Genomic DNA, 14510 nt, shown 5'->3' on the forward strand with positions numbered 1-14510 from the left:
CGGGGTGCGGCTTGTCGGGCCTTGGCGGCACGGCAGGGTGGATGCTAGCGATGGCGGCGGCCGATGCAACCGCATCTGCCCGGGCGCGCCAAGGGTGACGCGAAAATATGCGGGTATTCGCGTTTCTACGGTTTGACATATCAAGAGACACGGATAACACATGCCACATGATAGCTGGCAGCGGAGTTGGCGGTGATTACATCGGCCCAGATCAGGGCAGCGCGGGCGCTGCTTGGCATCGACCAGAAGCGGCTTGCGGCACTGGCCGAGATTTCGGTGCCGACCATCCAGAGAATGGAATCGAGTGCCGGGAATGTGCGCGGCTGGGTTGGCAGCCTGACCAAGGTTGTCGAGGCGTTGAACCGCGCCGGGGTCGATCTGATCGCCGATGGCGCGGCAAGCGCACCTGCCGGGCGCGGGGTGCGGCTGCGCGCGCCGCTTGCCGATGTGTCGGCCGAGGGAGACCGCAATGACCGCAGTTGAATTCGCGCTGCTCTGTGCGGCGGCGCTGCTGGCGCTTGGGCCAGTCGCGATTCTGCTTGGCCGCCGCGCGGTGGCAACGCCGCTCATCTATGCGAGCAGCGCCGTGCTTTGCCTTGCGCTGACCGGGGCGGGTGTGGCGGTGCTGGCGGGCATGGCCGGGGTTTCGGGCCGGGTGCTGCCGATCGGTCTGCCCTGGCTTGGCGCGCATTGGCGGCTTGACGCGCTGGCGGCATTCTTTCTGCTGGTGGTCGGCTTTGGCAGCGCCGCGGCAAGCGTCTATGCGCTTGGCTACGGTCGCCACGAGCACGAGCCGCTGCGGGTGCTGCCTTTCTACCCGGCGTTTCTGGGCGCGATGGTGCTGGTGGTGCTGGCGCATGACGCGTTTTCGTTTCTCGCGTCATGGGAGGTGATGTCGCTTTTGTCCTGGGCGCTGGTGATGGCGCATCACCGCGCCGAGGGCACCCGGCATGCGGGCTATGTGTATTTGCTGATGGCGGGTTTCGGCACCATGGCGCTTTTGCTGGCTTTCGGCCTTCTGGCGGGTAGCGGCGGCGACTATGCCTTTGACGCAATGCGTGCCAGCGACCGCTCGCCCGCGATGGCGGCGGCGATACTGGCGCTGATGCTGCTTGGGGCGGGGTCGAAGGCGGGGCTTGTGCCGCTGCACGTCTGGCTGCCGCTGGCGCACCCGGCCGCCCCCAGCCATGTTTCGGCGCTGATGAGCGGGGTGATGACCAAGGTCGCGCTTTACGGGCTGATCCGGGTGGTGTTCGACCTCGTCGGCCCGCTTGCCTGGTGGGCGAGCCCGGCGGTGATCGTGCTTGGCGCGCTGACTGCGGTGCTTGGCATCCTCTCAGCGCTGGTCGCTTCGGATATCAAGCGCGCGCTTGCCTATTCCACCATCGAAAACATCGGCGTGATCGTGGCGGCGCTTGGCCTCGCGCTTGCCTTCCGCGCCAATGGCATGACCGCCACCGCGGCGCTGGCGTTTTCGGCCGCGCTCTTTCACATCTTCAATCACGCGGCGTTCAAGAGCCTCTTGTTCATGGGCGCCGGCAATGTGTTGACTGCTACTGGCCAGCGCGAGCTGGATGCGCTTGGCGGCCTCATTCACCGGATGCCGGTCACGGCGGCGCTGATGCTGGTCGGGGCAATGGCGATCTCGGCGCTGCCGCCGCTCAACGGCTTTGCCTCGGAATGGCTCCTGTTCCAGTCGGTGCTGAAAAGCCCTGAGCTGCCGCAGGCGGGTCTGCAGATCATCGTTCCGGCGGCGGGGGCGATGCTGGCGCTGGCCGCAGCGCTGGCGGCAAGCGCTTTCGTGCGCATTTACGGCGTGGGTTTTCTTGGGCGGCCGCGCAGCGAGGCGGCGCAGAAGGCGGTTGAGGTTGACCGCTTTTCGCTGGCGGCAATGGCGGCGCTGGCGCTGATCTGCGTGCTGGCCGGGGTGTTTCCGGGTGTGGTGCTGGACCTGCTTGCGCCAGCCTCCGAGGCGATGGTGGCGGCGCGGTTGCCGGTGCAGGCCGATCAGGCCTGGCTGACGCTGGTGCCGATTGCCGAAACGCGCAGCACCTATAACGGGCTTCTGGTGCTGGTGTTCATTGCCTTTTCGGCATCCGGTTCCGCCTGGCTGGTGCACCGGCTCGCCTCGCGCAAGCTGCGCCGCGGCCCGGCGTGGGATTGTGGCTTTCCCTCAGACATTGCCAACACCCAATACGGTGCGGGCAGCTTTGCGCAGCCCTTGCGCCGGGTGCTGGGCACGGTCCTGTTGCGCGCCCGCGAAGAGATCACCATGCCGCCCCCCGGCGATGGCGGCCCGGCGCGGCTTCGGGTGCATCTGCGCGATCTGTTCTGGGACGGGATTTACCAGCCGATTTCCACGGTCATCAACGCGGTGGCGACGCAGGCGAACCGCCTGCAATTCCTGACCATCCGCCGCTATCTGAGCCTTGTTGTGGGCTCGCTGGTTTCGCTTCTGCTGGTGCTGACAATATGGAACTGATCGCCAATCTTCTGGTTCAGGGCGCGCAGATGGCGCTGGTTGTGGCGCTGGCACCGGCGCTCATGGGACTTGTGCGCAAGGTCAAGGCGCGCATGCTGCGGCGGCGCGGCGCGTCGATCTTTCAGCCCTACCGCGACATATTGCGGCTGATGCGCAAGGAAGTGGTGCTGGCCGAAAACGCCTCGTGGCTGTTCCGGGTGGTGCCCTACATGGTTTTTGCCGCCACCTGGGTCGCGGCGGCGCTGGTGCCGACTTTCGCGGTCGGGCTGCAATTCAACTGGACGGCCGATCTGATCGCCATTGTGGCGCTTTTGGGTAGCGCGCGGTTCTTTCTGGCGCTTGCGGGAATGGATGTCGGCACCGCCTTTGGCGGCATCGGCGCGAGCCGCGAGATGATGATTGCCTCGATGGCCGAACCGGCGATGCTGCTGGCCGTCTTTTCGGTCTCGCTGGTGGCGGGTTCCACCCAGCTTTCCACCGTGGCCGCCTACATGGCGACCGAGGATGTGGGCCTGCGGGTCTCGCTGGGTCTGGCACTGGTGGCGCTGGTGATTGTGGCGCTGGCCGAAAACGCGCGCATCCCGGTCGATAACCCGACCACGCATCTTGAACTGACCATGGTGCACGAGGCGATGGTGCTGGAATATTCCGGCCGCCACCTTGCGATGATCGAGATTGCGGCGGCGCTGAAGCTCTTGCTCTACATCTCGCTGATCGGCTGCATTTTCGTGCCATGGGGCATAGCGGGCGAGGCAGCCGGGGTGATGTCCTACCCGCTGGCGCTAGGCTTCTACCTTGGCAAGCTTGCGGTCGGGGGCGTGGCGCTGGGCGTGTTCGAGGTTTCCATTGCCAAGATGCGGGTGTTCCGGGTGCCCGATTTCCTTGGCGCGGCGCTGATGCTGGGGCTGCTTGGCACCTTGCTGCTGTTCGTCTCGAGGAGCCTCTGAATGGACCGCATGGTTTTTGACATCGCGCATCTTCTGGCGGGCGGGCTGGTGCTGGTCAGCTTCATGATGATCTATCAGGAACGCCTTGGCGCGCTGATCCGGGTGTTTGCGATGCACGCGGTGGTGCTCTCGCTTTCGGTCTCGTGGCAGGCCTGGACGCAGGATGCGCCGCACCTTTATGTTACTGCGGCAATCGCGCTGGTATTCAAGGCGGTGGTAATTCCGGGGGCGCTGCTGCGCATCATTCGCCGCATGGGCATTCACCGCGAGGTGGAAACCGTGGTCGGCTCGGGGCTGACCATGCTGGCGGGCATGGGCCTGGTTGCGATGTCGATCGTGCTGATGCTGCGGCTGACGGAGACGGTGGATGCCTTTGCCCGCGAAGACCTCGCCTTCGCGCTTTCCGTGGTGCTGCTCGGGCTGTTGATGATGGTCACGCGGCGCAACGCGGTCAGCCAGGTGGTGGGCTTCATGTCGATGGAAAACGGGCTGATCCTCGCTGCGACAGGGGCCAAGGGGATGCCGCTGGTGGTGGAAATCAGCGTTGCCTTTTCGGTGCTGATCGCCTTCATCGTGATCGGCGTGTTCCTGTTCCGCATCCGCGAGCGGTTCGACACCATCGACCTTGGCGCACTTGAGGAATACCGCGGAGAAAACCAATGAGCGCGCTGTTCGCCAACCCGGCCTATGCCATTCTGGCGATTCCGGCGGCCTCGGCGGTGTTGCTGGCGCTCTTGCCCGGCTATCGGCTGACGGCGCGGCTGAATGTTCTGGCAAGCTTTCTGACCCTGCTCTCGGCGCTTTCGCTTTTCGTGGTCGAGCGTGCGCCGCCGGGGCCGTACCTGTTGATCGATGACCTCAACATCGTGTTTGTCGTGCTCAACACCTTCGTCGGTTTCACCGCGGCAAGCTTTTCTGCCAGCTACATCAACCACGAGCTTGAGACCGGGCGGCTGACGCCGACCTATCTGCGTTTCTACCACGGCATGTATCAGTTGATGATGTTCGGCATGAACCTTGCGCTTTTGTCCAACAACATTGGCCTGATGTGGGTGGCAATCGAGGTTGCGACACTGACCACGGTGCTGATGGTCGGCATCTACCGCACCCATGCGGCGCTGGAAGCGGCGTGGAAATATTTCATCCTCGGTTCGGTCGGCATCGCGCTGGCGCTGTTTGGCACCATTCTTGTCTATCTCGCAGCGCAACCCGTGCTGGGCGAAGGTGCCGAGTCGATGATCTGGACCAGCCTTATCGCGCGCGCGGGCGAGTTCGACCCGGCGATTTTGAACCTCGCTTTCGTGTTCCTGCTGCTGGGATATGGCACCAAGGTTGGCCTTGCGCCGCTGCACGCCTGGCTGCCCGATGCCCATGCCGAAGGCCCGACACCGATTTCGGCGGTGCTTTCGGGGCTTTTGCTCAATGTCGCGCTCTACGCGGTGCTGCGCTTCAAGATGCTGATCGCCACCCACCCCGAGGCGCTTGCACCGGGGCCGCTGATGGTTTCGATGGGGCTTCTGTCGGTGATCTTCGCGGCCTTCATGCTTTACCGGCGGCGCGACATCAAAAGGCTTTTCGCCTATTCGTCGATCGAGCACATGGGCATCATCGTTTTCGCTTTCGGCATGGGCGGGCCGTTGGCGAACTTTGCGGGCCTTCTGCACATGGTCATGCATTCCCTGACCAAATCCGCGATTTTCTATTCGGTCGGCCATGTGGCGCAGATCAAGGGCACGCAGCAGATCGACGGGATCAAGGGCCTTACGCAAAGCCACCCGGTGCTCGGCTGGGGGTTGGCGCTCGGGGTGCTGGCGATCGCCGGGATGCCGCCGTTTGGCGTGTTCATGAGCGAATTTCTGGTCGTTACCTCGACATTCGCCCGCGCGCCTGTGTTGGCGCTCTTGCTGGTCTTCGGGCTTCTGGTGGCGTTCGGTGCCTTGCTGATGCGGCTTTCCGGTTTCATCTTCGGCGCGCCGACCGGCAAGGTTGGCCCAGCCGAGGCGTCTTTCGTGCCGCTTTACGCGCATCTGGCGCTGGTGCTGGCGGCGGGCATCTATCTGCCCGGGCCGGTGGTGGCGTGGTTTCAGGCCGTTGCGGTGCTGTTGGGATAGGGGGCAGGCATGAACACCCGCACGGCAAGCGCCCCGCAACCCTTTCGCAGCCAGCCGATGCCGCGCCAGAAAGTGGGTGCGACCGAATGGGAACTGGCCGCTGTCGAGGCCGCGCGCGGCAGGTTCGATCTTCTCAGCCTCTGGGCCACGGAGGATGCGGTGCTGATGGCGCTGCGGCAGGTGGAAAGCGGCCTGACTGATGTTCTCAGCTATCCGCTCGCCGCAGGGGTGTTTCCTTCGGTTGCAGCCCAGCACCCCGCGGCGCAGCGGCTGGAACGGGCGATCCACGACCTGTACGGCCACCGCGCCGAGGCCGCGCCCGATACCCGCGCCTGGCTGGACCATGGCCGATGGGGCATTGCGGCACCCTTGGGGGCTGCCACGCCCGGTCCCGCGCTGCCGCCCTATGAATTCCTGCCGGTCGAGGGCGAAAGCCTGCATCAGGTTGCGGTAGGCCCGGTTCACGCAGGCATCATCGAGCCGGGGCATTTCCGCTTTACCGCACAAGGCGAAGCCGTGGTGCGGCTGGAGGCGCGGCTTGGTTATACCCACAAGGGCGTCGATGCGCTGATGCGCGGTGCCAGCCTGGCGCGCGGGGCAGAGCTTGCCGGTCGGGTATCTGGCGACAGCGCGCTGGCCTATGCCTGGGCCTATGCACAGGCCGCAGAATCGGCGCTGGGGGCCGAGGTGCCCGCGCGCGCCCTATATCTGCGCACCATCATGGCCGAGCTGGAGCGGCTGGCCAACCATCTGGGCGACATCGGAGCCATTTGCAACGATGCGGCAATGGCGATGATGCTGGCGCAATGCGGGGTGCTGCGCGAAGCGGTGCTGCGCGCTGCCGATGCCGCCTTTGGCCACCGCTTTCTGCGCGACCGAATCGTGCCGGGTGGGGTTACGCATGACCTTGACGCGCGCGGCATTTCGACCATTGCCGGGCTCGCGGCGCGGCTGCGCAGCCGCTTTCCCGCATGTGTCGCGCTTTATGACGGCACTCCGTCGCTATTGGGCCGCACCGTTTCGACCGGCACCCTCGCGCCCGAACTGGCGCGCCATTTTGGTGCTGGCGGCCCCGTCGGCCGCGCCTCGGGCCGCGATTTCGACACCCGCCGCGATTGCGCCTATGCGCCTTACGACGATCTTACCTTCAACGTGCCCCGGCGCGCGGATGGCGATGTGAACGCCCGGATCTGGATCCGCATCCGCGAGGTGGAACAAAGCCTTGCGCTGATCGAGCAGTGCATTGCGCGGCTGCCCGAAGGCCCGGTCTTTGCCGCCCCCGCCGCGGCGGGAGAACCGCGCGAGGGTCTGGGTCTGGTCGAGGGTTTTCGCGGTGATGTGCTGGTATGGCTGGCGCTGGCGGCGGATGGCAGCATCACGCGGTGCCACTTGCGTGACCCCTCGTGGTTCCAGTGGCCGCTCCTGGAGGCGGTGATCGAAGGCAACATCATCGCCGACTTTCCGCTTTGCAACAAATCCTTCAACTGCTCCTACTCCGGGCACGACCTCTAGGGGGCACGATGCGCAAGTTTCTACTCGAAGGGCTGCTGAAACGCCCGCTGACCGAAGCCGCACCAAGCGACCCCGAGATCGAGGCGCTGGCGATGGCGGCGGGGCAGGCGGCGCGGCGCAGGCTGGGCAGGTCGCTGTCGATCCGGCAGGTTGATGCCGGGTCGTGCAACGGCTGCGAGCTGGAGATACAGGCGCTTGGCAACGCCTATTACGATTACGAGCGCTTCGGGCTGCATTTTGTCGCCTCGCCGCGCCATGCCGACGTGCTTTTGGTCACCGGGCCGGTGACCAGGAACATGGCCGAGGCGCTGCGCCGCACCTATGCCGCGACACCGGACCCGAAATGGGTGGTGGCGGTGGGCGATTGCGGGCGCGATGGCGGCTGCTTTGCGGGGTCTTATGCGATCGAGGGCGGGGTTTCCGCGGTGGTGCCGGTCGATCTTGTCATTCCCGGCTGCCCGCCCAGCCCCAAGGCGCTGCTGACCGGCCTTCTGGCGCTGCTTGACGTTGCCGGGGGCAAGGCCTGAACGATCAGCGCCCGGCGGGTGCCAGAAGCGGGCGGCCCTCGAGCATCGTTTCCATCGAAAAGAAGCCGGTCACCTTTTCCAGGTCGAGGTTCGAGATCAGCGCCTGATAGACGCGGTCATAGCCGCCCATGCCTTTGGTGACGACTTTCAGAAGGTAGTCCCAGTCACCGCCGATCCGGTGCATTTCGACAATTTCGGGTATCGCCTCGACACGCTGGCGAAAGCTGCGCGCCCAGTCGGCGTTGTGGTGGCGCGTGCGCACCATCATGAACACCGTCAGATCGAGCCCCAGCGCCTTCGCGCCGATCCGGGCGGTGGTGCCGCAAAGCACGCCGGTATCGGTGAGCCGCTGCACCCGCCGCCAGCAGGCGTTTTGCGAAAGCCCCACCTTTTCGGCGAGCGCCCGCTGCGACAAGCCGCCGTCGCGCTGCAACGCGGCGATGATCTCTTGGTCAATTTTATCCATTCTGGCCTCATTCATGCGCATTTGATAGAAGATTTCAAAGTCCTACGGGGTAAATTGGGGCGTTTATCTGCGCAGAATAGGTCAGATTGCAGAAAATCGCCAGTCCCGCAAGGTGAGATACCCCGATGACCAGCAATCCGCTCTTTCTGACCCGCTTTCGTGGCCGCCTTGGCTGCGCCGACATTCGCGCTGGCCTGCATGACCAGATCATCGGCGGTGATATGGTGATCGACGGGCCATTCGGGCCGCAGCCGATGCTTTACGCCGATTACGTTGCTTCGGGCCGCGCGCTTGCCAGCATCGAACAGACGATGCTGCGCGAGGTGTTGCCGGTCTATGCCAACAGCCATACCGAAGCCTCCTATTGCGGGGCGCGGATTTCGGCGCTGCGGCGCGAGGCGCGGGCGCGGGTTGCGGAACTTTGCGGCGCGGGTCCGGAACATGCAGTGATCTTTACCGGCTCGGGGGCTACCGCCGGGTTGAACCGCCTCGTGCATCTCTTGGGTGTGCGCCAGGCGCTGGCCTCGGGGCGCGGCGCAACTGTGATCGTCGGCCCCTATGAGCACCATTCGAACATTCTGCCATGGCGCGAAAGCGGTGCGCGGGTGGTGGAAATCGCCGAAGCCGCCGAGGGCGGCCCCGACATGGCAGCGCTTGATGCCGCGCTTGCCGACGCCAAGGGGCTGGTGATTGGCACCTTTTCCGCCGCCTCCAACGTCACCGGCATTGTCACCGATGTGGTGGCGGTGACGAAAAAGCTGAAGGCTGCGGGCGCGCTGGCGGTCTGGGATTATGCGGGCGGCGGGCCTTACCTGCCGATTGCGATGCAGCCCGCGATCGGTGTGCAGATCGACGCCATTGCCGCCTCGCCGCACAAGTTTGTCGGCGGCCCGGGGGCCTCGGGCCTGCTGATCCTGCGCCGCGATGTGGTGGCAAGCGATGTGCCGACCTTTCCCGGCGGCGGAACCGTGCGCTTTGTCTCGCCCGATGGCCATGACTACCTGACCGATGTGGTCGAGCGCGAAGAGGCGGGCACGCCGAACATTCTGGGCGATATCCGCGCCGCGCTGGCGCTGGAGGTCAAGGATGCGGTCGGGCAGGCGGAAATCGACCGGCGCAACCGCGACCTTGCGGCGCGCGGGCTCGCCGCTTTCGGCAAGGTGCCGCGGGTCCGGCTGCTGGGCAATGCCGAATGCCCGCGGCTGCCGATCTTTTCGTTTCTGGTGGTGGCGGCGGAAGGCGGATTTGTGCATCCGCAACTGGCGACGCGCATGCTCAGCGACGGCTTCGGCATTCAGGCGCGCGGTGGCTGCGCCTGCGCCGGGCCCTACGGCCACCGCCTGCTTGGCATTGATGCGGCCACGTCAAACGCCTTGCGCACCCGGATTCTGGCGGGGGACGAGGTGGACAAGCCGGGTTTCGTGCGGTTGAACCTGAGCTATCTGATGAGCGAAGCCGATGTGGCGCGCATTATCGCCGCCGTGCAGGAGCTGCCCGAGTTCATCGACCGCCACGCGCACCGCTATGTCTGGAACGCGGCGGCGGGAGTGTTTGACCCGGTGCGGGAAACCGCCAGCGCGGCGGCACGCTGACCCGGCTGGCCGCTGCGGGGTTTTTCTCGGCGCTTTCGCCGCCACCCTCGCCCCGGGGGCGATTTCCTGCAATGAAGAGGTGAAGCCGGATCAGGTCTTGCGTTTCGGGCGCGGCGCGGGCAGCGCCTCGGCGGTGGCGCGGACGAGGGCCACGAGTGCCTCGGCATCGTCCCAGAGGTCGGCATCGAGTTGCAGATGCGGTTTCGCGCCGGGGTAGGGCGGGGCAAGCGGTGCCGCAGGTGCCAGCGCGCGGCCTGCCTCGGTCGGCTTGAGAAAAAGCCTGTCGTCACAGACCACGCCGACAAACTTGCCCGCCGCGTAAAGCCCGTATTCGCCGAACATCGGGCGTGCCGAAAGCCCGGCCTCGGCGGTTTGTTCAAGCAGGAATGCGACGGTTGCGGCGGCGGTGGCCATGTTCAGAACCGCTTGCGCGCGGTCAGCGCCGCAAGAATCGTGCCATCGTCAAGATAGTCAAGCTCGCCACCGATCGGCACGCCATGCGCAAGGCCGGTTACCGAAACACCCGAGCCTGCAAGCGCGTCGGCAATGTAATGCGCGGTGGTCTGCCCCTCGACCGTGGCATTGAGCGCAAGGATCACCTCGCAGATGCCTTCGGCCGGAATTCGGGCAAGAAGGCGGGGGATGCCAAGGTCTTCCGGCCCCACCGCTTCAAGCGCCGAAAGCGTGCCGCCGAGCACATGATAGCGGCCCTTGAAGGCGTGGCCGCGTTCGAGCGCCCAGAGGTCGGCCACGTCTTCAACCACGCAAAGCTCGCCGGTGGCGCGGGCCGGGTTGGCGCAGATGTCGCAGCTGTCGGTGGTAGCGAAGTTGCCGCAGGTGGCGCATTCGCGCACGTTTTCCGCAACATGGCCCATCAGCGTGGCGAGCGGTGCCATCAGCGGGCCGCGCTTGCGGATCAGGTGCAACACGGCGCGCCGCGCCGAGCGCGGGCCAAGGCCCGGCAGCCGCGCCATCAGCGCGATCAGGGCTTCGATTTCTTCGGTGGCGGTGCTCACGCGCGGCTCACATCGGCAGGTTCATGTCGGGCGGCAGGCCCATTTCCACCGCGATCTTGCGCATTTCCTGCGCGCTGCGCTCGGCGGCGCGTTTCTGCACATCCTTGATCGCGGCAAGGATCAGGTCTTCGACGACTTCCTTGTCTTCCGCCTTGAAAATCGCGGGGTCGATGCGGAGCGTCGTCAGCTCGCCCTTGGCGGTGGCCTCGGCGCGCACCAGCCCGGCACCGCTTTCGCCCTGCACGGTGATGCGGGCAAGTTCTTCCTGAAGCGAGGTCATGCGGGTTTGCATGTCTTTGGCGGCCTTCATCATCTTGGCCATGTCGCCCATGTTGCCCAGGCCCTTGAACATGTGTCTCTCCCTAATTGTCCTCGAAGGGATCCCAATCATCGTCACTGCTGGCCGCCGCATCGGCATTGGTGCCGGATCCGGCACCCTCGGGGGTTCTGATACCGGTGAAACGCGCGGCAGGGAAGGCCGCGATGATCGCTTGCACCACAGGGTTTTGCAGGGCCTGCTCTTCCGCCTCGCGCAACCCCTCGTCGCGCGTTTCGGAGATGGTCTTGCCACCGCCCGAACTGGCGAGCGAAACCCACCAGCGCACGCCTGTCCAGCCTTGCAGGCGGGCGGCGAGGGTCGTGGCAAGGTCGCGCGGGGCATCGGCAGTGGGCTCGAACTCGATGCGGCCGGGGGCGTAGTGCACCAGCCGCAGATGCTGTTCGACGTCGATCAGCAGCCGGACCTCGCGCATCCGGCGCATCAGCGCTACCACATCGTCAAACCTGGCAAAGCGGGCGAGCGCGGTTTCGGGCTGCGCGGCAAGTGCCGTAGCGGCCCCCGAAGGCTGCGCCATGGCGCGGGGCGGGGCGGCGCGGGGCGGGGCGGCGAGCGTGGCACCACCGCCCGGGCTTTGCGGGCTTGCGCCACGCGTCGTGCCGGTGGCGGCCTCGGCGGGGCCGCCCGCGCTGCCCTGCCGCAACCGTTTCATCAGGGTTCCCGGGTCGGGCAGATCGGCGACATGGGTCAGCCGGATCAGCGCCATTTCGGCGGCCATCATGGTGTTGGGTGCCAGCGAGACCTCTTCAAGCGCCTTGAGCAGCATCTGCCAGAGCCGGGTCAGCGCCCGCATCGGCACCGCATTGGCCATTGCCTGACCGCGGGCACGCTCGGCCGCGGCCACGGTGGGGTCTTCGGCGGCGTCGGGCGTGATCTTGATGACCGAAACCCAATGGGTGATTTCGGCCAGATCGCGCAGCACCGCAACAGGGTCGGCCCCGTCGGCATATTGCGCGCCGAGTTCGGCCAGCGCCGCCGCCGCCTCGCCCTTCAGCACCATGTCGAAGAGGTCGAGCACCCGGCCACGGTCGGCCAGACCGAGCATGGAGCGCACCTGATCGGCCCCGGTCTCGCCGGCACCATGTGCAATCGCCTGATCCAGAAGGCTCATCGCGTCGCGCACCGAACCCTCGGCGGCGCGGGTGATGAGCGCCAGCGCCTCGGGCGCAATCTCGGCACCCTCGCGGGCGGCGATGGAGGTGAGATGGGCAATCATCACCTCGGGCTCGATCCGGCGCAGATCGAAGCGCTGGCAGCGGCTGAGCACGGTGACCGGCACCTTGCGAATCTCGGTGGTGGCAAAGATGAACTTCACATGTGGTGGCGGCTCTTCCAGGGTCTTCAAGAGCGCATTGAAGGCCGAGTTGGAAAGCATGTGGACTTCGTCGATGATGTAGACCTTGTAGCGCGCCGAAGCAGAGCGGTACTGCACGCTTTCGATGATGTCGCGGATGTCGGCAACGCCGGTGCGGCTGGCCGCGTCCATTTCCAGCACATCGACATGGCGGCCCTCGGCAATCGCTCGGCAGTGTTCGCAAAGGCCGCAAGGCTCGGTGGTGGGGCCGCCGGTGCCGTCGGTGCCGATGCAGTTGAGACCCTTGGCGACAATGCGGGCGGTGGTGGTCTTGCCCACCCCGCGCACCCCGGTCAGGATGAAGGCATGGGCGATGCGGTCAGTGGCGAAGGCGTTGCGCAAGGTGCGCACCATCGCCTCCTGCCCGATCAGATCGGCAAAGGTGGCGGGGCGGTATTTGCGGGCGAGGACCTGATAGCCTTGCGCGGAGGGATCGGACATGGAGCCTCGCGGGATTCGGAACCAGCGCAGGTTAGGCTGCCGGGGTGGCGGCGTCCAGCGCGCGATGGCGCGGCCCCAGGGCTGACCCGCGAAAGCTGCCGGGAAATGGAAGGTTGATCGGAAGCGGTGTTGGCGGTGTACTCTTGCAGGCGCTGCGGGAGAGGCGGCGGGACCCGCGCCCTTTGCGGCGGTCCGATCTCGGGGAGGTCAGACATGGCAATTTTCCGACGCGGCCCGAGGGCGGCACGATGACGTCGAAGCGCTGGTTGTCCCTGGTATTGCTGGCCTGGGCGGTGGCCTTCGCGGGCGCCTTTGTCGCCTGGCAGGTGACCGATCCGAGCGACAGCGGCTTTACCCGGGGTATGAACCGGCTCGGGGTATTCGTGCGGTGGCAAGCACTTGCGGCGGTGCTGGCGGTGGTGGCGCTGGTGCTCGGGCGCGGGCAGCCGCGCGCAAGCCTGTGGCGCAGGCTCGGCTATCTGCCGCTGGCTGCACTTGGTCTGCTGCTGATCGGCGTGGTGGCTGCGGTGATCGTTGGACTTAGCAGCGGCGGCTGAGCCGGGGCTTTCCGGCTGCCACGCCGCGCGGGTCTCAATCTGGCGGCGGGGCCGATTTCAGCCGTTTTGCAGCTTTGACCATGCGGCCAAAGGCGCGGTCCTTGCGGCGGGCCTCAAGCCGGCTGGCGCTGGTCGCCTTGTCCTCGCGGCGCAGTTTCTGCCAGCGCTCAAGCCGCGCCGGATCGAGCCTGCCCGCTGTCACTTCGGCGGCGAGCGCGCAGCCGGGTTCGCCCGCATGCGCGCAGTCGCGATAGCGGCAGGTGGCGGCGAGGGCTTCGAGATCGTCAAAAAGCTCCGCTATGCCCTCGGCGGCGTCGATCAGCGCCAGTTCGCGCATGCCCGGCATGTCGATCAGCAGGCCACCGCCGGGCATGAGGTGGAGCGCCCGCGCGGTGGTGGTGTGGCGGCCCTTGGCGTCATCTTCGCGGATGGCCGCAGTGGCAAGGCGCTGGCCGATGAGGCCGCCGACAAGCGTCGATTTGCCGACGCCGGAGGACCCTGCAAAGGCCACTGTCTGCCCCGGGCCGCACCACGGGTGCAGCGCCACGAGCGCCGCGGGGGCCTTGGCATCGAGCGCCACCACACCGGCGACATGCGGCGAAAGTGCGCGGGCGCGCGCGGCATAGTCTGCCGCGTCGGCGCTAAGATCGGCCTTGGTCAGCACGATCACCGGGGCCACGCCCGCCTCAAGCGCCAGTGCTACATAGCGTTCAAGCCGTGCCGGGTTGAAATCGGCGTTGCAGGAGGAAACGATGAACAACGTGTCGACATTGGCGGCGATAAGCTGCGCGCGCACCTCGACGCCCGCCGCCTTGCGGGTCAGGAGCGAGCGGCGGGCGAGCACGCGCAGGATGCGCGCCGTGGCGGGATCGGCCAGCACCCAATCGCCCACCGCCACCGCGCCCGAGCTCAGCCCCGGGGGAAAGTGCAGCGTCAGCGTGCCCGCCGCGCCTAGCCCGCTGGCGCGGCTGCGCTCGATACCGATCAGGCGCAGGGGCAACTGTTCCGCCTCGTCGGCGGCAATCTGGCGTGCGAAGTGGTCGGACCAACCGAGGTCGGCAAGCGTGAGCGAGGCGGTTTTCATGCCGCGAACCATCGCACGAGTAGCCGACGCGCGCATCTGAAATGCGCCGCCGCCGCGCCGCCACGAAACCGGGAGAGGGGTGAG

At 66.4% G+C, this 14510-nt stretch carries 15 protein-coding genes; 9 read left to right on the top strand and 6 right to left on the bottom strand.

Features of this window, described 5'->3' with window-relative positions; genetic code table 11:
• The first annotated feature begins 192 nt into the window (after positions 1-192).
• From Q8J98_RS00935 to Q8J98_RS00965, 7 genes are read left to right on the top strand one after another with little or no spacing between them, the layout of a single operon-like run.
• The gene (locus Q8J98_RS00935; RefSeq protein WP_305292658.1) at positions 193-483 is read left to right on the top strand and encodes a helix-turn-helix domain-containing protein; all 291 of its coding nucleotides are present in this window, start codon (positions 193-195) and stop codon (positions 481-483) included.
• Positions 470-2482 carry a hydrogenase 4 subunit B gene (hyfB, locus tag Q8J98_RS00940; protein WP_305292659.1) on the top strand — a complete coding sequence of 671 codons (2013 nt, stop codon included), beginning with the start codon at positions 470-472 and terminating at the stop codon, positions 2480-2482. Before Q8J98_RS00935 ends, hyfB begins: the two co-directional genes overlap by 14 nt.
• On the top strand, positions 2473-3429 hold the full coding sequence (locus Q8J98_RS00945) for a respiratory chain complex I subunit 1 family protein (protein ID WP_305292661.1): 957 nt from the start codon (positions 2473-2475) through the stop codon (positions 3427-3429). Before hyfB ends, Q8J98_RS00945 begins: the two co-directional genes overlap by 10 nt.
• Positions 3430-4092, top strand: a complete 663-nt coding sequence (locus Q8J98_RS00950) for a hydrogenase-4 component E (protein ID WP_305292662.1) — start codon at positions 3430-3432, stop codon at positions 4090-4092. It begins immediately after the preceding gene.
• Positions 4089-5540, top strand: coding sequence for a hydrogenase 4 subunit F (locus tag Q8J98_RS00955; protein ID WP_305292663.1), 1452 nt, complete (start codon positions 4089-4091; stop codon positions 5538-5540). The genes Q8J98_RS00950 and Q8J98_RS00955 overlap by 4 nt, the downstream gene beginning before the upstream one ends.
• 9 nt (positions 5541-5549) lie before the next feature.
• A complete protein-coding gene (locus Q8J98_RS00960; RefSeq protein ID WP_305292665.1) occupies positions 5550-7052 on the top strand; it encodes an NADH-quinone oxidoreductase subunit C in 1503 nt (500 codons plus the stop codon).
• Between the two features lie 8 nt (positions 7053-7060).
• On the top strand, positions 7061-7579 hold the full coding sequence (locus tag Q8J98_RS00965) for an NADH-quinone oxidoreductase subunit B family protein (protein ID WP_305292667.1): 519 nt from the start codon (positions 7061-7063) through the stop codon (positions 7577-7579).
• 4 nt (positions 7580-7583) lie between these two features.
• Here Q8J98_RS00965 and Q8J98_RS00970 read toward each other — a convergent pair whose 3' ends face one another.
• Entirely contained in the window at positions 7584-8045 is a 462-nt protein-coding gene (locus Q8J98_RS00970; RefSeq protein WP_305292668.1) for an Lrp/AsnC family transcriptional regulator, read from the bottom strand.
• A gap of 125 nt (positions 8046-8170) precedes the next feature.
• On the opposite strand from Q8J98_RS00970, the gene Q8J98_RS00975 reads away from it, so the two are divergent.
• Complete coding sequence (locus Q8J98_RS00975) at positions 8171-9637, top strand: aminotransferase class V-fold PLP-dependent enzyme (protein ID WP_305292669.1); 1467 nt, start codon at positions 8171-8173, stop codon at positions 9635-9637.
• A 90-nt stretch (positions 9638-9727) separates the two neighbouring features.
• Here the strand turns inward: Q8J98_RS00975 and Q8J98_RS00980 are convergent, their stop codons facing one another.
• From Q8J98_RS00980 to Q8J98_RS00995, 4 genes are read right to left on the bottom strand one after another with little or no spacing between them, the layout of a single operon-like run.
• The gene (locus tag Q8J98_RS00980) at positions 9728-10051 is read right to left on the bottom strand and encodes a TfoX/Sxy family protein (RefSeq protein WP_305183548.1); all 324 of its coding nucleotides are present in this window, start codon (positions 10049-10051) and stop codon (positions 9728-9730) included.
• Positions 10052-10053: 2 nt separating this feature from the next.
• Complete coding sequence (recR, locus tag Q8J98_RS00985; protein WP_305292670.1) at positions 10054-10653, bottom strand: recombination mediator RecR; 600 nt, start codon at positions 10651-10653, stop codon at positions 10054-10056.
• 7 nt (positions 10654-10660) lie between these two features.
• Positions 10661-11005, bottom strand: coding sequence for a YbaB/EbfC family nucleoid-associated protein (locus Q8J98_RS00990; protein ID WP_305292671.1), 345 nt, complete (start codon positions 11003-11005; stop codon positions 10661-10663).
• 10 nt (positions 11006-11015) lie between these two features.
• Positions 11016-12785: a DNA polymerase III subunit gamma/tau gene (locus tag Q8J98_RS00995; protein ID WP_305292672.1), complete on the bottom strand. Its 1770-nt coding sequence runs from the start codon at positions 12783-12785 to the stop codon at positions 11016-11018.
• A gap of 266 nt (positions 12786-13051) precedes the next feature.
• On the opposite strand from Q8J98_RS00995, the gene Q8J98_RS01000 reads away from it, so the two are divergent.
• Positions 13052-13342: a hypothetical protein gene (locus tag Q8J98_RS01000; protein ID WP_305292673.1), complete on the top strand. Its 291-nt coding sequence runs from the start codon at positions 13052-13054 to the stop codon at positions 13340-13342.
• A 34-nt stretch (positions 13343-13376) separates the two neighbouring features.
• On the opposite strand, the gene rsgA is transcribed toward Q8J98_RS01000, so the two are convergent.
• Positions 13377-14426, bottom strand: coding sequence for a ribosome small subunit-dependent GTPase A (gene rsgA / locus Q8J98_RS01005; RefSeq protein WP_305292674.1), 1050 nt, complete (start codon positions 14424-14426; stop codon positions 13377-13379).
• Positions 14427-14510 lie beyond the last annotated feature (84 nt).

The sequence above is a fragment of the Phaeovulum sp. genome (genome assembly GCF_030684035.1).
Taxonomy (GTDB): Bacteria; Pseudomonadota; Alphaproteobacteria; order Rhodobacterales; family Rhodobacteraceae; genus UBA6213.